At 34.4% G+C, this 19244-nt stretch carries 17 protein-coding genes; 4 read left to right on the forward strand and 13 right to left on the reverse strand.

What is annotated here, in order from left to right:
- Nucleotides 1-55: 55 nt before the first annotated feature.
- From DUZ96_RS07290 to DUZ96_RS07300, 3 genes are all read left to right on the forward strand, one after another.
- A complete protein-coding gene (locus DUZ96_RS07290; RefSeq protein ID WP_147267063.1) occupies nucleotides 56-241 on the forward strand; it encodes a hypothetical protein in 186 nt (61 codons plus the stop codon).
- Nucleotides 242-334: 93 nt separating this feature from the next.
- Nucleotides 335-2122 (forward strand): hypothetical protein, encoded by a 1788-nt coding sequence (locus tag DUZ96_RS12920; protein ID WP_181855246.1) that lies wholly within the window; start codon nucleotides 335-337, stop codon nucleotides 2120-2122.
- A 29-nt stretch (nucleotides 2123-2151) separates the two neighbouring features.
- The gene (locus tag DUZ96_RS07300) at nucleotides 2152-2640 is read left to right on the forward strand and encodes a hypothetical protein (protein WP_258774338.1); all 489 of its coding nucleotides are present in this window, start codon (nucleotides 2152-2154) and stop codon (nucleotides 2638-2640) included.
- A gap of 444 nt (nucleotides 2641-3084) precedes the next feature.
- Here DUZ96_RS07300 and DUZ96_RS07305 read toward each other — a convergent pair whose 3' ends face one another.
- From DUZ96_RS07305 to DUZ96_RS07330, 6 genes are all read right to left on the reverse strand, one after another.
- A complete protein-coding gene (locus DUZ96_RS07305) occupies nucleotides 3085-3519 on the reverse strand; it encodes a hypothetical protein (RefSeq protein ID WP_114301279.1) in 435 nt (144 codons plus the stop codon).
- Nucleotides 3520-3848: 329 nt separating this feature from the next.
- Nucleotides 3849-4790, reverse strand: a complete 942-nt coding sequence (locus DUZ96_RS07310; RefSeq protein WP_114301280.1) for a nitronate monooxygenase family protein — start codon at nucleotides 4788-4790, stop codon at nucleotides 3849-3851.
- A gap of 5 nt (nucleotides 4791-4795) precedes the next feature.
- Complete coding sequence (locus DUZ96_RS07315) at nucleotides 4796-6412, reverse strand: S8 family serine peptidase (protein WP_114301281.1); 1617 nt, start codon at nucleotides 6410-6412, stop codon at nucleotides 4796-4798.
- Between the two features lie 21 nt (nucleotides 6413-6433).
- A complete protein-coding gene (gene mnmA / locus DUZ96_RS07320) occupies nucleotides 6434-7621 on the reverse strand; it encodes a tRNA 2-thiouridine(34) synthase MnmA (RefSeq protein ID WP_114301282.1) in 1188 nt (395 codons plus the stop codon).
- A 128-nt stretch (nucleotides 7622-7749) separates the two neighbouring features.
- Nucleotides 7750-8715 carry a DUF6438 domain-containing protein gene (locus DUZ96_RS07325; RefSeq protein WP_147267064.1) on the reverse strand — a complete coding sequence of 322 codons (966 nt, stop codon included), beginning with the start codon at nucleotides 8713-8715 and terminating at the stop codon, nucleotides 7750-7752.
- A 6-nt stretch (nucleotides 8716-8721) separates the two neighbouring features.
- Nucleotides 8722-9432: a toxin-antitoxin system YwqK family antitoxin gene (locus DUZ96_RS07330; protein ID WP_114301284.1), complete on the reverse strand. Its 711-nt coding sequence runs from the start codon at nucleotides 9430-9432 to the stop codon at nucleotides 8722-8724.
- A 68-nt stretch (nucleotides 9433-9500) separates the two neighbouring features.
- Between DUZ96_RS07330 and DUZ96_RS07335 the strand changes: the two genes are divergently transcribed.
- Nucleotides 9501-10502, forward strand: coding sequence for a fasciclin domain-containing protein (locus DUZ96_RS07335; protein WP_114301285.1), 1002 nt, complete (start codon nucleotides 9501-9503; stop codon nucleotides 10500-10502).
- A 333-nt stretch (nucleotides 10503-10835) separates the two neighbouring features.
- Here DUZ96_RS07335 and yidC read toward each other — a convergent pair whose 3' ends face one another.
- The 7 genes from yidC to guaA form a co-directional block, all read right to left on the reverse strand.
- On the reverse strand, nucleotides 10836-12743 hold the full coding sequence (gene yidC, locus DUZ96_RS07340) for a membrane protein insertase YidC (RefSeq protein ID WP_114301286.1): 1908 nt from the start codon (nucleotides 12741-12743) through the stop codon (nucleotides 10836-10838).
- A gap of 89 nt (nucleotides 12744-12832) precedes the next feature.
- The gene (locus DUZ96_RS07345; protein ID WP_114301287.1) at nucleotides 12833-14449 is read right to left on the reverse strand and encodes a CTP synthase; all 1617 of its coding nucleotides are present in this window, start codon (nucleotides 14447-14449) and stop codon (nucleotides 12833-12835) included.
- A 93-nt stretch (nucleotides 14450-14542) separates the two neighbouring features.
- On the reverse strand, nucleotides 14543-14770 hold the full coding sequence (locus DUZ96_RS07350; protein WP_114301288.1) for a DUF3820 family protein: 228 nt from the start codon (nucleotides 14768-14770) through the stop codon (nucleotides 14543-14545).
- A 2-nt stretch (nucleotides 14771-14772) separates the two neighbouring features.
- Nucleotides 14773-15318: a DUF922 domain-containing protein gene (locus tag DUZ96_RS07355; RefSeq protein ID WP_114301289.1), complete on the reverse strand. Its 546-nt coding sequence runs from the start codon at nucleotides 15316-15318 to the stop codon at nucleotides 14773-14775.
- Nucleotides 15319-15720 (reverse strand): OsmC family protein, encoded by a 402-nt coding sequence (locus tag DUZ96_RS07360; RefSeq protein ID WP_114301290.1) that lies wholly within the window; start codon nucleotides 15718-15720, stop codon nucleotides 15319-15321.
- The gene (locus DUZ96_RS07365; RefSeq protein WP_114301350.1) at nucleotides 15720-17648 is read right to left on the reverse strand and encodes a LysM peptidoglycan-binding domain-containing protein; all 1929 of its coding nucleotides are present in this window, start codon (nucleotides 17646-17648) and stop codon (nucleotides 15720-15722) included. Before DUZ96_RS07365 ends, DUZ96_RS07360 begins: the two co-directional genes overlap by 1 nt.
- A gap of 54 nt (nucleotides 17649-17702) precedes the next feature.
- Nucleotides 17703-19238: a glutamine-hydrolyzing GMP synthase gene (gene guaA, locus DUZ96_RS07370; protein ID WP_114301291.1), complete on the reverse strand. Its 1536-nt coding sequence runs from the start codon at nucleotides 19236-19238 to the stop codon at nucleotides 17703-17705.
- Nucleotides 19239-19244 lie beyond the last annotated feature (6 nt).

The following is a 19244-nucleotide window of genomic DNA, read 5'->3' on the forward strand; positions in this document are numbered from 1 at the left end:
TAGAATGCAATCATCTTGTGTAAATAGAACAACAAAATTTATTAAATCAATCTCTATGATGAAAAGAGAGGAATTATTACAATGTAAGATGAAGATAAAGGCATTAGAGCAAATCCTCGAAAAGGATTACAACTCTATCAATCTTTATAAATATAGACAAGCAAATGACAGATTCAATAATTTAAAGTCTACAATTTTTGATTTAAAATTATTAGAATTAAGAATTAATCGAAAATTTTGAAAAATTTCTTGGGATATTTATTGAATTAGTTGTTTTAAGAATAAAGAGCCAATTAACAAACGAACTTAAAATTAAAATAAAATCCATTTCATTATGAAAACATTGAAACCAATCTTATTATTAGTTATAGGGATTTTAATCACTATGACTTCTTGTAGAACTGAAGACGATTTAGCAATTGACCCACCAGTTGAAGAAACAATCGAAGCCAATTCAACTATAGCCAATTTAATGAGTAGAACAGCAACCAATGATGGTTCTAGTGATAACATTATTGATAATGCTAGTTGTTTAAGCGTACAATTACCTGTTACCGTTACAGTAAACGGAATTGAACTTGAAATAAATGACGATGATGGTTATGAGAATATCGAAGATATTATCGATTTGTTTGATGATGATGTGGACTCCGTTATCATTTCATATCCTATAACTGTAGTACTTACCGATTTTTCGACGGTTGTGGTTAACTCTGATACAGAGTTAGCAGCACTTACAGCTAACTGTGTTGGCGAAAACGAAGATGATGATGATATAGAATGTATTGACTTCCAATACCCTATTACAGCATCTGTTTTTGATGAGAATAATGATTTAATCAATTCTATTATTATCAACAACGATAATGATATGTATGATTTTATTGATGATTTAGATGAATTTGCAGCAGTTACAATTAACTTTCCTATTACTGTAATATTTGCAGATGGAACAACCCAAACGATAAATAGTATTCAAGAGTTAGAAAGTGCTATTGAAATTGCAGATGATAGTTGTGATGAAGATGACGATAATGATTTTGATGATGACGATTGTGACAACTGTTCAACCAATGACCTTGATACTGTTTTTGCTGATTGTTCAGAATGGACAGTTGATAAACTTGAGCGCAATGACAATGACCTAGAAGATAATTACGTAGGATATGAATTTGAGTTTAATAGTGATGGAACAATTTTAGTTACTCAAGGAGTAAATACTTTTAATGGTACATGGGAAGCATCAGGAACTGGTAATAATATTTCAGTAACCATTGATGTAACAGGACTTCCTGATTTTAATGATACTTGGAACTTACATGAAATAGAACAAGAAGATGATGATGAAGTCAAAGTCGATTTAAGATTAGGAGATGACAGATTGCGTTTTGAAAGTGATTGTTCATCAGGAGGAAGTATTGATGATACTGCTCTAGTTAATGCCTTAACAAATGGAGATTGGTATGTAACTTATTTCTTTGATGATACAGATGAAACGGCAGACTTTGCAGATTATGTTTTCAATTTTGCATCAGATAATTCAGCAATTGCAACAAACATGAGCGGCGCAACAAATGGCTCATGGTCAACAACATCGGGAGATGATACCGAACTTGGACTAAATTTAAACTTTGGAACGGGTATTCCACTTGATGAATTAGCTGATGATTGGGATGTTCTTGAAGTAACAAATGACATTATTAGATTAAAAGATGTAAGTGGTGGTGATGGTTCAGAAGACTTCTTAACTTTTGAGAGAAACCCATTTGATGGAGGAAATGGAAATGATGATTTAGAAGCAATATTAACGGATGGTTTATGGATAGTTGCTTCTTATACGGAAGATTCAGATGACCAAACCTCTGACTATGCAGGTTATGAGTTAGATTTTAATATGGATGGTTCAGTATCAGCTTCAAATGGTTCTAATACAAATAATGGTACTTGGCAAGTCTTAAGTGCAGGTAATCAAATGGCTCTTGATTTTAGTACAAATATGCCTTTTGAAGAATTTAACGATGATGATTGGGATGTAATTTCTGTTTCAGCTACCGAAGTAGTCATACAAGACGTTAGCGGAGGTGGTGGAGGAACAGATACCTTAACTATTCAAAAACTATAAAAGCAACAAATAACTTTAAAACAATAATTATGAAAAAAGCATTTAATCTTGGAATGTTATTAATGTTAAGTTTTTCTTTAATGTCGTCCATGTGTTCTAGTGACGATGATGACGGAAGCCCAAACAATAATAGTCAACAAATAGCAGAAATTAAAAGCGCAGCTCAATCTGGTACATGGCGAATCACGAACTTTAATGATTCTGGTCAAAATGAAACCTCTGATTTTAATGGGTATGACTTTAGCTTCAATTCTGATGGTTCATTGGTTGCGACTAATGGTACAAATACAATGACTGGAACTTGGTCTGTTACAGACGATAGCAATAGCAGTAGTGATGATAGTAATGATGACGATGATATTGATTTTAATATTTTCTTCCCTGTGCCAGACAGCAATGATTTTGAAGACCTCAATGATGATTGGGATATTGTATCTACTTCATCTACTAGAATTGAACTTATTGATATAAGTGGAGGTAATGGAGGAACAGATATGCTCACATTTGAGAAGAATTAAATAAAAGGGTAAATAAGTTAGTAATTTGTCCATCAGCCCCAAATTTTTTGATTAATAGCAGACCAGCCATGATTTTCGTGGCTGGTTTTTTATACGTAATCAAAAAAATCATCAATTTAAGGGCAAATGTAGTAAGTGTATAAAATTTTTAAGAAAGGCAGATGTATTAGGAAAATTTTATACTCTTGCGGGAAGTTAATCCTAAATTTTCTGAAAACTTTTACAGCAGAATGTTTCTTAAAAAGCTTATTTCTGCAAAATTTTAATGTTTAGATTAGGTCTTTTTTGGATATTGTGTACAACGGTCTCGTATAACCGCCAGTTACGGATTTAAAGTTACGTTTTTTTCCGCTGTAATTAGTTTTATTAATTTGTAAGAAGTTTCATAATCTTAACCAGCTAGCTACGCCGTAATTGCGGTTATACATTGTTGTACGCAGTTTTTTAATCATTTTTTATTAAATCCTGTACTTTTTTAATTCCGCAACCAATTACAAAAATTCGAGTTCGCCAGTCATTTATTCCGCCATAAGGGATTTTGTCAGTCCAATATTCAATTCCACGTTTTTTTAGTACAGAAAGTATTTGTTCTACTTCTTGGTCAGATTTATACATTCCGATATAATTCCGATTAGCGTGTTCATCCGATTTAATTTTCTCTAGAGCGAAATCAACAGCTTCTTTTTCAGTTGCAAAGTAATCCAAAGTCTGTTTATCTCCACGTTCGGTATAGAACCATTGAAAAAGTCCTCCGTTATTCTCCAATCCAAAACCCTCATAAATAGCATTTCCATTAATGCTATAACTATTCATTGGATAGCAATTTTCCTTTAGCCATTTTTCCAATTCAACAACGGTTTTTATTTCAGTTTCGGTCATTTCTCAAATTGTGTACAACACGTAAATAAGTCTGCATTTTATTTATATTTATTTTAATATGGATAACGTTAAAAACCGCGTATTAAAAAGGGTTATTAAATATTTGTATGCATACATATTGTATAACAATACCGTGTTTTCAAATTTTTTGATATACAAAACGCATGTACTTTTAATCACCAATTAAATACGCTCTAAATACATATTACTTGGTGGTCTTAAAATTCGTGATTTTATGTACTAAAGTCAATACGTAACCTTACGTATTTTTTACAACTAATAAAGGTAAAGCTTTAAGTATGATAAATATCACTTATGTAAGAAAATTTCTAAAGTTTAGCAACTTCCTTTTTAGCCTCTTCAAACTCAGTCAACATATCCTGTACAATAGTTGCAACAGGTTTTATATCATGAATAAGTCCTGAAATTTGACCAATTTCTAGTTCGCCATGGTCTAAATCACCTTCAAACATACCACGTTTGGCACGTGCTCTTCCTAATAATTCCTTTAGTTGTTCAGGTGATGGAGACGTCTTATAAAGCTCTTGTAGTTCGTTGTAGAACTTATTCTTTATTAAACGTACTGGTGCCAATTCCTTTAAGGTCAATTGTGTATCACCTTCTTTGGCATCAACAACTACTTTTTTAAAGTCGGTATGTGCAGAAGATTCTTCACTAGCAACAAAACGACTACCAACCTGTACGCCATCTGCACCTAAAACCATACAGGCCAGCATAGCACTTCCTGTGGCTATACCACCTGCAGCAATCAAGGGAATATTAAGATGTTCCTTAACCATTGGGATTAAGGTTAATGTTGTGGTTTCATCACGTCCGTTATGACCTCCTGCTTCAAAACCTTCAGCCACGACTGCATCTACACCAGCATCTTGTGCCTTCAACGCAAACTTTACAGAACTAACTACGTGCACCACAGTAATACCTTGGTCTTGCAACCATTTAGTCCAGGTTTTTGGATTTCCTGCGGACGTAAACACAATTTTTACACCTTCCTCCACGATAATATCCATAATCTCCTCAATATTAGGATACAACATTGGGACATTAACTCCAAAAGGTTTGTCAGTTGCGGGTTTGCATTTTTGAATGTGCTCACGTAATACATCTGGATACATAGAGCCTGCTCCTATTAATCCTAAAATACCTGCATTACTTGCAGCAGATGCTAATCGCCAACCACTATTCCAGATCATACCTGCTTGTATGATTGGGTAGTCTATATTAAAGAGTTTGGTTATTCTATTTTCCATTCGTGCTATTGCTTGATGAACTTGTAAGTTTTGGTATTGCCTTCAGAATTAAGTTCTAAAACAAAGAGTCCTGGAGACATAAACGAAACATCAACCGTATTAAAAGTGTTGGTAAGGTTGGTGTTTAAAATTCGTTGTCCTAGTTGGTTATAAATCTTTAGTCCAGCATTAATATAGTTCTCTGGGAATTGAATATGTATTTCATTTACAACCGGATTTGGATAAATAGAGAACGCTGGCCGTAAGCTTTCATCCAAACTCAAGGCAATGTTCTTTGCCAGGTCTAAATCTGGGATACCATAACCTAACAAGTCTTCTGGAGTAGTGTATTGCGAAGCCGATTGTCTCACATAATCCATTACTTCAGTCGGTGAAGCATCTGGTATTGCTTGCCATAAAGATGCAATTCCACCACAAAGTATAGGACTGCTAAAGGACGTTCCGTTATTCTGGGTAATATTATTATTCTGATCCACGACGTATGATGCTCCTCCTCTAGCCACTACATCTGGTTTTTGGTAACCTACTTGTGCAGTACCACCTTGACTACTGAACGCTACATAATTTCCATTGGCATCAACTGCACCAACAGAAAGTACGTCTGGAGAATCAGCAGGAGCACCTACCGTTTGCCATGTTGTAGCGCCAGCATTGCCAGCACTAACCACTACCAAGATTCCTTTTTCAACTGCTATAGAAGCACCCTTAGATATAAAGGCTACTTGGCCATTCATATCAGCAGGTGTATAATCGTAATTACTATTATCAAACACACGATATCCCAATGAGGTATTGATCATATCTACACCAAGACTATCAGCACGTTCTGCTGCTTCTACCCAATAGCTCTCCTCTACCGGATTTTCGCTCGAAACATCTTCAGTTAAAAACAAATAGTAGGACGCATCAGGTGCAGTACCAACAAATTGGTCTTGTATATAACCAGCCATATCACTCAGTACGCGTGTTCCATGAGAACTTGCGGTATTGGCATACACATCTGTATTTCTTGTTACAAAATCATAACCATCTAGTAAATCACCATTATCACGTAAACGCTGAAATGCTCCTATAGTATTCACATTTGGAAAACCAGAATCCATAACTGCTATAGTAATGCCTTCACCAGTAAAGTCATCAACATGAAGATTATCTGCATTAATCATCTCAACTTGATTCTGTGTATTGCCGTAGGTAAAAACAACCTGTTGTTCGAAATTATCATACTTATCTTGTGCATGAAATTCTCGTGAACCAGAATTAAGGCTCTTATCAGCAAAATCGATAGAATCCACATAGGTTAAAGCATCAAGTGCGTTAATATCGGCTTCGGTTCCTCTTACATGCACCGAATTGAACCACTTAGACTTCGCCATTACGGTAATACCTGTTTGAGTTTTTAAATCGGCAATATAAGCTTCATTTACAGGTACATCGCGCTCATCAATAGCAATGTTATGGTGTTGTTTACGATCGATTGCTTTTTGCGTAAGAATAGAAATTGGATTTGCTAAAAACGACGCAACATTTGGTTTATCGGTTAAGTAAATCCAAGCGTCTTGTTGCGCTGTTGCAGTTATTGAAATTTGGAGCAATAAAAGCATGAATATGTTTCTAAACATGGCTTTTCTTTTTATTGCAAGTTAAGAAATTACACCTGAACCAACTAATTCGTCACCAATATACCAAGCTACAAACTGTCCTTCTGTAATGGCAGATTGTTTGTTTTTAAATTCCACATACAAGCCAGATTGTACTTTGTGAAGCGTTGCTTCTTCAAGCGGTTGTCTGTATCTAATACGTGCTTTAACGTTCATGGTTTCACCATCCTTCAATGTCAAATCTTCACGAATCCAGTGTAACTCGTCATTAGTTACAAAGAGTACATTACGTAATAATCCAGGATGACTTTTACCTTGGCCTGTGTAGATCACGTTTTCATCAACATCAGTTTCAATAACAAACAGTGGCTCTTTTGTACCACCAACTGCCAATCCCTTTCGCTGGCCTTTTGTAAAATAATGTGCACCTTGGTGCTTACCAACAACTTTGCCGTCATCTAAACTATACGATGGTTTTGTAGAAAAATAAGCCAGCTCATTCTCCTTGTTTTCAAACTTAGGTATGTCCTTTGTGTAAGTTGAAAGCGATTCATCTACCTCAACAATAACACCTTCTTTAGGTTTAAGCTGTTGCTGCAGAAATTCTGGTAAACGCACCTTTCCTATAAAGCATAAGCCTTGGGAATCTTTCTTTTCAGCCGTGATTAAATCTTGTGCCTTGGCGATTTCCCTAACCTCTGATTTGGTAAGTTCTCCAATAGGAAATAGGGCCTTTGACAATTGCACTTGTGATAATTGACATAAAAAATAGGATTGGTCTTTATTGCCATCTACACCAGATAATAATTGATATATGGTTTCACCATCTTTTTCAATTGATCCTTTACGACAATAATGACCGGTTGCCACATAGTCTGCACCAAGTTCTAAGGCAATATCCATAAAGACATCGAACTTAATTTCTCTGTTACAAAGCACATCTGGATTTGGCGTACGTCCTTTTTCGTATTCGCTAAACATATAATCTACAATACGCTCTTTGTATTGTACACTAAGATCTACCGTTTGAAATGGAATACCCAACTTTTCTGCCACCAACATAGCGTCATTGCTATCCTCTAACCAAGGGCATTCTTCTGAAATCGTGACTGAGTCATCGTGCCAGTTTTTCATAAACAGACCAATGACCTCATAGCCTTGCTCCTTTAGTAAGTAAGCCGCAACGCTAGAGTCTACACCACCAGAGAGTCCTACAATAACACGTTTCATTCTAATTTATTTTGTCTCTTGGTCTGAAAAACCGTGGCAAAATTACAAATAAAAAAGGCAATCCTTATTAGTTTACCATTCTGAAAACCTATGGAAATAATAGTTAAAAATTATAATGAAAAGGGAAGCTAAATACGTTCCCAATCTTGATTAAAGCGAAGTGCCAATAGCTTCTGGTATAAAATCTTTAATCCTCTGGTGCCTTGCATCCCATAATCTTGGATGTATTTCATGGAACCGTCTGCAAAAGATATCTTTAGTTTCGCAGTTTGATCGTCTGTCCAACTAACAGTATAACTAGATTCTAGATCTTTAATATTCATCTCATTCATCATTTGAACAATTGCATTAAAATCAGATGGTTTAATGACAGCTTCAAAATCTCCTTCCTCTTCTTTGCGCTCACCCAAATTCTGACTGAAATTGTAATATTTTGCCTCAAATAGTGATTTGCCCTCAGGAACTAGGGTTAAATCGAACACTGGACATGTACCAAAGCAACCAGTTGTACCAAATTCAATTTTTGTAATCTGATAGTTTGCAAACTTATCCTGATACTCAACAAAAGTACCGTCTTTATATACTAAGCTTGATTTATCAATTTTTTGATCTTTAAATGTTGTTCTTTTCTTGTAAAGCTCAATAATTGGGCTGTCATTTTTAGTGACAAGCTTTGTATAAATCGGAAACTGGTTGTAGATACGTGGCGAGCTTAAGGGTATAATCTTATATTGTTCTTCACCTAAACTCATTAGTGCCAGAACATGAAAGGAGAATTGGGTTTCTCCAGTTATCACCAAATCCATTAAACCATTACCATCAAGGTCTGCCTTAATATAATCGGTTTTTGGAATCATGGAATCTAACTTTTGTTTAACTGGCGAGGAGGCGAGCTCTTCATTTTTATAAACATGAGGTGAAACACAAGTAAAATCTTTTAATGTAGAATCTACCGTTTTAACAAACGCTTTCAACGAATTTAAATCTGTAATACTATCTATGGTAGATTTTTTAATCTGTTTAACGTTTACATTTTTCTTTGCACAAGAAAAAAGCATTGCAACGCATAAAATGAAAAGTAAAGTTTTCCTCATATTATATTAATCTTTCTTAAAGATAACCTTTTGATTGGTATGGTCAATTTCTTTGATTAAGGAACCTTCTTTATAATACTTCCATATTCCAATTTTTTTATCATCCTTATATGTACCTTCAGAAACTTTATTTCCTTTACCATCATAGTTAATGGTTTGACCGTTGCGCTTATCATCTAAATATTCTGTAGTTCTTATATATTGCTTCGCTTTGGTATACCATTTAGCTTTTCCGCTAAGCTTACCAATTTTATACAATTTCTCTTCAGCAACATTACCATCTTCATAGTACACTGTTTTTAAGCCATCTAATTCACCTTGTGAATTATAATGTTCCTCAATCATAACCTTATCAGCGTTTTTATGGTAGTAAGTCCATTTACCAATAAATTTCTTCTGATTCATTTGGCCCTTGCTAACAATCTTCTTTGCTGAAGTATAAAAGACAACATCTGCAATATCATTTGTCTCATTAAAAACTTTAGTAGCGCTTAATACACTTTTGCCATTTTTTAGTTTGTAATAGTTAAAAGTGCCAATTTCTTTTCCATGGTTAAATTGACCCTCATATCTCTTTTGACGGGTGCCTTCGTAGTCTTTTGCCCATATACCATGACGTTCACCGTTATTATCGTACTGATTAACTGACTTTTGTGCATAGCAAGTTGTTAAAATTATTGTAAAAATTAAACCCGTAAATCTATTTTGTTTAATCATTTTGTAATTTCGTTAAACAAACATATAAAGTGTTTGTGCAATGTTGAACAAATTAAAAACTTAAAAAAATGAAAATTATTTCAAAAACATTAAAATTACTACCGGTATTCTTTTTGGTTTTAGGACTTACTGCATGTAGTGACGATGACAACAATTATGGCAATGACCCTGTTGAACAAGACACTACAGTGATCGATGTGGCCTTAGAGAACAATTTAACATCATTAGCAGATGCTTTGGAAGCAACTGGATTAGTGAGTACTTTACAAGGCCCTGGACCTTTCACAGTTTTTGCGCCATCTAACGACGCTTTTACTACCTTTTTAAACGCTGCAGGTGTAGACTTAAACAATATGTCTGCTGCTGAAGAAGCGTTAGTAACAAACATTTTATTAAATCACGTTATTATAGGTAACAATTTAATGGCTGCTGATTTAGTTGCTGCAGGTTCTGGTTATACAAACACAGCTGCAACTGGACCAAACAACGAAAATTTAAGTTTATATTTTTCAACATCTAACGGTGTAATGATTAATGGTGTATCTACAGTAACATATCCAGATAAAACAGCTACAAATGGCACAATCCATATTGTTGATACAGTTATAGATTTACCAACTATTGCAACTTTTGCAACTTCTAATCCAGCATTATCAATTTTAGTTGATGCTTTAGCTTATGCTGATACTGGCAACCCAACTGTGCCTTATATCGCTACAGTATCTGATAACACTGCCGGACCATTCACAGTATTTGCACCAGCAAACGATGCGTTTGTTGCATTATTGGCTGAATTAGAATTAAGCGCTTTAACAGATTTAGATACTGATACAGTAAACTCTGTATTATTATATCACATTGTTGGAGCTAACGTACAATCTAATGAATTAACTACAGGTGCTGTAGGTACATTAGGTGGTTCTATTGAAGCAGACACGAGTAACTTTACACTTACAGATCAAAATGGCCGTGTAAGTAACATTATTACGTCCCTAGTTGACGTACAATCTATCAACGGTGTTGTACACGTAATTGATAGAGTAATTCTACCTCCACCAGCGGTAGACTAATTATAGGAAAGTCGAGGCTGATTACCTCATTTTTATATTGATTGATTTAGTTAGTGGTAAACCCAGGCAATTGGCCTGGGTTTACTCATTTTATATAGTTTCTGGTAAATTTTCTAATACCTATTCATTACATTATTAATTGTGACTATCAAAGATAAATGAGGCTTCAAACTCAGATTTTTACCAATAGAAACAACAACTCTGTTTAATATCTATTTACAGATGTTTAGGCGACTTTAAACTTACATATGATATGCCTTTATAAATCTATCTCATAAGACAAAAAAAGCCTCAGCAAAAATGCTAAGGCTTTATTATTATATTTAGTACTAATTACTTTTTTCTCTTTTGTTGTGTTTGCTTTTGTTGCTCAGCTTGCGCCATCATTTCAGCCATTTTCTTCTGAAATCTATTCTGTTTCTTAGGCTTACTCTTGCTCACCTCTATCTTAGCTAAAACTTTTTCTTCATCGATGATATAATTCTTAATTACTAACATTAATACAATACTAATTAAGTTAGATATAAAGTAATACAAACTCAATCCTGATGCATAGTTATTAAAGAACACAAGCATTAATAAAGGAGAGAAGTAAATCATATACTTCATCATTTTACTCATGTCTGGCATACCTTCTTGCTGTGGTGCTTGTGTAGCCATTTGCTGGCCAGTTGTCATCTTCATGTAAAAGAAAATCGCTACAGCTGCCAATATTGGAAATAAACTCACATGGTCACCATAAAAAGGAATATTAAATGGCAACTCAAAAATGGAATCGTAAGAACTTAAATCATCTGCCCAGAGGAAACTTTTTTGACGTAAATCAAAAGCTGTAGGGAAAAACATGAACAAGGCGTAAAACACAGGAATCTGCATTAAACCAGGTAAACAACCACTTAATGGGCTAGCCCCTGCCTTATTTTGCAATGCCATAGTTTCTTGTTGAGCCTTTAGTTTATTATCCTTGTACTTTTTTCTTAATGCATCTAATTCTGGCTTTAAAATCTTCATCTTAGCTTGCGACAAGAACTGCTTGTACTGTACAAAAGACAATAATATTTTAACCATAATGGTCATTACTATAATCGCAATACCGTAAGGTAAAAAGCCACTTAACCAACCAAATAGAGGTATGAACAAGGCCTTATTAATCCAACCGAAAATTCCCCATCCAAAAGGAATACTTTCTTCTAAATCCTTACCATAGGATTTTAAAACTTTACTGTCCGTTGGCCCGTAATACAATCCTAAATTTTCATTTAGTTCACCACCCTTAAATGCCAATGGCATTTTTGCAGTATATTTTTTGGTAAATAATGTATCTACTTCTTCGTCCTCAACTAAATCTGTAGAAGTAATAGCCACATCTTTAAAAGTCGTCTCGCCTGCAACTAATATTGTACTGAAGAAGTGCTGTCTATACGATAACCATCTAACATCATCAACAACCTCCTCATCATCATTCATTTGCGCTAACTTATCCAACTTATCACCATCATGCATGTAGGTTAATCTTGTATATCTATTTTCATAGCTTATACTTTTTGCCTGACGTATATTTTTTTGTTGCCAATCTAAATTTATTGGTTGTGATGTGTTAAAGACATTACTTAAACCTTGCGATCTAATTGAAAAATCAATCATATAATCATCGGGTTTCAACTCATAACGGTATTCTAAAAATGAAGATTCTGACACTTTAAGCTTCATAGAAACTATTGTGTTATCACCACTTTCTGTTACGGATGATTGAAATGGTAAATCTTGTGTATTAAAAATCCTATTGTCAGTTGTTCCGAAAGTAATATTGAAACTGCTATTCTTGTCCTTTATCAAATAAATCGGAACAGAATCATAGTCAACAAAGTTTTTTAATTTGACCTCAGCCAAATGACCACCAGTATTATTAAACACCAACTTAAATACATCCGTTTCAACTTCGGTTTGTTGTCCAGATATTGGCTGTGCTAAAGCATAAGAAAATGCTCCTAATTTATTTTGAAGGGCAGCACGCTGTGTAGAATCTAATGCCTGTGTATTAGAATAATCTTCTGCCTTAGTTACAAGCACTTCATTTTGCTTACTCGCTTCACGTTCTGCTTCGACCTGCTCCTGCTCAGCTTTTTTCTGAGCCTCTATTTCTTCAGGTGTAGGCTGATTTTGATACATGATATATAATAGAATACCAAATATTAAAATGAATCCTATTATTGAATTGATATCTAATTTCTTTTCTTCCATACTTGTTCCGTAATTTACGGTAATCTGATTAGTTAGTTCGATAGCCCAAAAAGCTATCCAAATTTCACTTTACGTCAAAGTGGCAGATACTATTTCTTATTTTTAAATTGTAAAGAGGCATTTACAAACGCCACAAATAAAGGATGTGGATTTGCAACCGTACTCTTATATTCAGGATGATATTGTACACCCACAAACCAATTATGACCAGGAATTTCTACAATTTCTACTAATCCAGTTTCTGGATTGTAACCTGTAGCTTTCATACCAGCAGATTCAATTTGATCTTTATAGTCATTATTAAATTCAAAACGATGTCTATGTCTTTCCTTTATACGCTTTTCATTGTATACACTATGGGCAATACTACCTTCTACGATGTCACAGTCCCAAGCACCTAAACGCATTGTACCACCTTTATTAACCACATTTTTCTGTGACTCCATTAAACTGATAACAGGGTTTTCAGCACTTTCGTCCATTTCTATAGAATTAGCATTTTTAATGCCAAGTACATTTCTTGCATATTCAATAACTGCCATTTGCATACCCAAACAAATCCCTAAAAACGGAATATTATTTTCCCGTACATAATGAACCGCTTCAATTTTTCCTTCTAATCCGCGTTCACCAAAACCCGGAGCTACCAATACTCCATCTAAATGCTGTAGTTTAAACTCAATATTTTCTGGCGTTAAATATTCTGAGTGAATAGGCTCTACCATTACTTTTACCTCGTTCTCTGCTCCAGCATGAATAAAGGCCTCGAGTATAGATTTATAAGAATCTTGTAACTCTACGTACTTACCTATTAAACCAATTATTACTTCGCTTTTTGGGTTTTTATGACGCTTTAAAAACTCATTCCATTGGTTTAAATCTGGTTCATCACTCTTTAAGTTTAATTTGTCCAATACCACTTTGTCCAGCCCTTCATCCAACATTAAATTTGGCACATCATAAATAGTAGATGCGTCAATAGATTGAATAACTGCTTCTTGCTTAACGTTACAAAAACGTGCTAATTTGGCTTTGATACTATTACTTAACTCATGCTCTGTACGACAAACTAAAATATCTGCATGTACTCCACTTTCCATCAATGTTTTTACACTGTGCTGTGTAGGCTTCGTTTTTAGCTCACCAGCTGCAGACAAATAGGGAATAAGTGTTAAGTGAATTACTAAAGCATTATTGTCACCGAGTTCCCATTGTAATTGACGAACCGCTTCTATATAAGGTAATGATTCAATATCACCAACAGTTCCACCAATTTCAGTTATTACAATATCGTAGTCACCAGAATTACCTAGTATCTGAATACGATGTTTAATTTCGTCTGTAATATGCGGAATTACCTGTACTGTTTTTCCTAAAAATTCTCCACGTCTTTCTTTATCAATTACGCTTTGATAAATTCTCCCAGTTGTAACATTATTGGCCTGAGAGGTTGGTACATTTAAAAAACGTTCATAATGACCTAAATCCAAGTCTGTCTCAGCACCATCATCAGTAACATAACATTCGCCATGCTCATAAGGGTTTAATGTTCCAGGATCAATATTGATGTAAGGATCTAATTTTTGAATTGTTGTTCTGTAACCTTGTGCTTGCAGAAGTTTAGCTAAAGATGCAGCGATGATGCCTTTCCCTAAGGAAGAAGACACACCACCAGTTACAAAAATATACTTAGGGTTTGTGGTCATGATACGCTTTTAAACGCAGGCAAATTTACAAAATAAAACGAGTATTCTAAGTATTGTTTATGGTTTGTTAATATGTTATTTGAAAGTACAGTATCAGCGTTTAAAATCGCGTCTTATCTTTTTAATTATATCTTCCAAACCATTAATTTTAATCTCGTGCATTTGGGTCATCATAAAACCTAACTTACCTTCAGGAAAACCTTTCTGACTAAACCAAGTGTAATAATATTCAGGAATATCAATTAAATACTCACCTTTATATTTCCCAAAAGGCATCTTGTAATTGGCCAGCTCAATGAGAGCTTCTTTATTACCTTCCACAATTATTGTGACTTAAATTGATTTAGTTTAGCAAGCTCAGAAGTAATTAGTTCTCGCCATTGCTTTTGAACTTCAGTATTTATAGAATGAACGCTTTGTTCGTCGTAACGTTTTTGAGTTTCGTTAAGTTCTTCGTTAATTGAAGTATGCAATTGTTTTAACTGCTTTCTTATGTTTTGATTAACGGTTAACTTGGTTAATCTCTCTCTAAATTTTCGAGTGTATAACTCTGTTATATCAAAATGGAGTTGCTCATGCTCAAGAATATAATCATCTGCCTCCTCTTTATTATACCATGATTTATTTGGATAAAAATGTGCGTCAATACTAGTACTATAATCAACAATTCTTGAACCCGATGTGGATACGGAAAATCCAAATGTTATACCAGAGGCAGTTAGTGCAACTGCATCTGAATTTGGATTAACATCACCTTTAAAGTCTGTCCAGGTTAGTCTGCGTAACTCAGACCATGTCATGGATTCTTCATTAGGGTTTTGACTAAAGAAAAAGAAGGTTAAACAGATTATGAGGTGTTTTATTTGCATTTAATGCCAATTAAAAGTGACATCTTTTTCTATGTCTGGGTGCAAACTATAATGTACAGGACAAGTTTTTGAAGTATGTTCTAAAATTATTTTTGTTTTATCATTGGCCTTAAATGGAAAATTTATTACAATCTCAATTTTAGAAATTCGTCTTGGCTCACTTGCCATGGTTTTAGTAACCTCAGCAGTCGTACCAGATATATCAACACCCATATTTCTTGCTTTAATTCCCATAACCGTTAGCATACAACTTGCTAATCCTGTAGCAACGGTATCTGTAGGAGAAAATGCTTGACCTTTACCATTATTGTCTAAGGGTGCGTCGGTTAAAAATGTATTATTGGATTTTATATGAGTACTTTTTGCTCTCAAATCTCCTAGATAGGTAACTTTTGATGTCATTATTTGGCTCTTACAATTCTTAAATCATCGTATTTCACAATGTAAAGTGCCTCATTTATATAGCCACCAAACATTGCCTTATTATATCTGAATTTATTTTCGATATATTCTGTCTCAATATTTTGCGAAGATGCCTCATAAAGATCTTTTTCAGTTGCCAAACGTAATAAAATATCTAATATTAAATCAAATCCACGTGAAGCATATTTGCTTGGTGATACACCATAAGTGCTTTTGTACGCCTTGACAAAACTTGAATTGTGCTGCTCTTCAAAATTCTTATTAACAGATGGGTAATGAAATTTTAAGTTTGAAAGATGAACATTATCTATATTCTTACCTTCAAAGGCATTATTTTTATTTAATGTAACTAGAATAATTTCTTTATAGCTTCTTTGCAAGCTATTAAGCATACTAATTACATTTGATGCAAAGTTATTATTGGTAGTCTCTAAAAAAACAATACATCTGCCAATAGGTTTAATTTCTTCCACATCAGTCGGAAATATACTCTCTAAGTCCTCTGGTATTATATAATATCCGTCTTTATCTGTTTTAATGTCATTACGAGAAAAAATCAACTTAGCTTCAGGAAATTCATTTTTCAACATTTCTGCCCTTGGTCTATTCGCCTGATCTGATATTACAACAACTTGCCGTTTTAAACTATCTGCCTTAATAAAGTCTATCATTGTTTTTCGCAATAGCTTGTCTTGCGGTATGGTCTGAAATACATTTGAATATACTTCATTAGGCTTGTTCAGCGCAGCAATAACAGGGACGCCGTCTCTCCTTAATGTAGTTGCTACTCTATCAAAACACTGAGCTTTCATGGGTCCAATTACAGCATCGTAGTCTGAAAAATCGTTATCTTCTAATATTTCACGTGTTTTTGAAATTTGATATTGTGTATCTAATACTTTTAGGTCTGTAGATATTCCCAATTGTTTTGCAGAATCCAAGGCCATAAGAACTCCAGCATGAAAATCTAAGACCACAGACATTAACCTACTGTTTTTTATCATGTCTTTTGTTTCTGCAACAGAATCCACATCCACTTTATTCAGGCGATATGGCAACATTAATGCTATTTTCTTAGTCTCAAAATTTGATAGCTTTGAATGTAATGCTGTTGTTTCAACAGAACCCAATTCACCTTCTGCATCGAATTTTTCTGGTAACTTAAGAACCATTCCAACTTTTAATCCTGTTTCTTTTAATTCTGGATTAAGTTCCTCTAATTCTTCTTGTGTTAAGCCAGTTTTAATCTTCAACCTATAAAATCCTTCTTGAGGTAATACTTCATAATAGTTATAGGATTCTTCTATCGCTTTTTCTTCATTATCAGCAATGTTTGGTACATTTAATTCATCACCAGGCTGAAGTACCTCCTTCATATTTGGGTTTAAGTCCTCTAGCTCATCTATAGTTATACCAAATTTATATGCAACACGCCATTTTCCCTCTTTAGGCAGTACCGTATATTTCTTTATGGTATTATTATAAGACTTTTTATATATAACAGTCTTATATTTTGGAATTCTAAGCTTAACCCCTTTCTTAAGATTTTCAGAGTACAAAAAGCGATTAGCTTTTTTTATGTCTTCAATAGAAACACTATACTTTTTTGAAATATTAAATAGGGTTTCCTTGCGCTTTACCTTGTGACTTTTGTAACCAATTAATTCCGAAGTTTCTTCCTCTTGTGGTTGGTTCTTTACCTTTGAATTTGGGATTATTAAAACTGTATTTGGTTTTAAACGACCCTTTATATCAGGATTCAAAGCGTATATATCAAAAGGAGTCACTAAATATTGCTTGGCAATACTTTCTATAGTTTCTCCCTTTTCTACCCTATGCGTCTTATAATTCTGAGCAAATAGATTAAAAGCTAATACAAAAAATAACAGAGATAAAAATTTCTTCATAATATTCATGTTACTATATGATATTAGAGACATATTTTGACCAAAGGTCACAAACTATTCCCATTCTATCGTCGCTGGCGGTTTAGAGCTAATATCATAGACCACTCTATTCACACCTTTTACTTTATTTATTATCTCATTAGAAGTTTTTTGTAAAAACTCGTAAGGTAAATTCACCCAATCTGCGGTCATACCATCAGTACTTTCTACTGCTCTTAATGCTACACATTTTTCATACGTCCGCTCATCTCCCATAACACCAACACTATTAACCGGTAATAACATTGCACCAGCCTGCCAAACTTTATCGTATAAATTCCAAGAACGCAGGTTATTAATGAAAATTGCATCAACCTCCTGTAATATACGTACTTTCTCACGTGTTAGATCTCCAAGTATGCGAATTGCCAATCCTGGACCAGGAAATGGATGTCTGCCCAACAAATGAGAATCCATATTCATGGAGGCACCTACACGTCTAACCTCGTCTTTAAACAAGGCCTTCAATGGTTCTACAACTTGAAGCTTCATAAAGTCTGGCAATCCACCAACATTATGATGACTTTTAATAGTTGCACTTGGTCCTCCTGTTGCAGAAACACTTTCAATTACATCAGGATAAATGGTACCTTGAGCTAACCATTTAACATCTTTAATACGATGTGCTTCATCATCAAAAACTTCAATGAACACGCGACCAATTATTTTTCGTTTTTCTTCTGGGTCGCTCTTTCCTGCTAAAGCATCCAAAAAGCGTGCCGAAGCGTCTACACCTTTTACATTTAAGCCCATATCCGCATACTGATGCAGGACATCCTCAAACTCATTTTTTCTTAATAAGCCATTGTTCACAAAAATGCAATACAAGTTTTTACTTATGGCTTTGTGCAACAACATTGCCGCAACTGAAGAATCAACACCACCTGATAAACCTAATACTACCTTATCATTACCTAACTTTAGTTTTAACTCATCAACTGTTTCTTCTACAAAAGCATTTGGCGTCCAGTCTTGATTTACGTTTGCAATTTTAATTAAGAAATTATGTAATAGCTGGTGACCATCGGTTGTATGATAAACTTCTGGGTGAAATTGAATAGCGTAGGTATCCTCACCCTCTATTTTATAAGCCGCATTTTCAACATCGTGCGTACTCGCTAGCAAAACACCATTTGTTGGTAGTTTTTTAATGGTATCACTATGGCTCATCCAAACCTGGCTATCTTCATGGATATTTTCAAAGAAATCTTCACCTTCTTTAATGAAAGCTAATTTTGCCCTTCCGTATTCCCTTGTATTTGATTCTGCCACTTCTCCACCTGAGAAATGTGCTAAATATTGAGCACCATAGCATACAGCCAGCATTGGTTTTTTTCCTCTGATTTGAGATAAATCTGGATGTAATGCATTTTCTGATCTTACAGAAACAGGACTACCAGAAAGAATAACGGCGTTGAAGCTGTCAACTTCTTTAGGAATTTTATTAAAAGGATGTATTTCGCAGTAGATATTTAACTCTCTCACACGTCGCGCAATAAGCTGTGTATATTGCGAACCGAAATCTAAAATAAGGACTTTATTATGTTGCATGTGCAA

This window comes from Winogradskyella sp. KYW1333 (assembly GCF_003335675.1).
In the GTDB taxonomy this organism is placed as follows: domain Bacteria; phylum Bacteroidota; class Bacteroidia; order Flavobacteriales; family Flavobacteriaceae; genus Winogradskyella.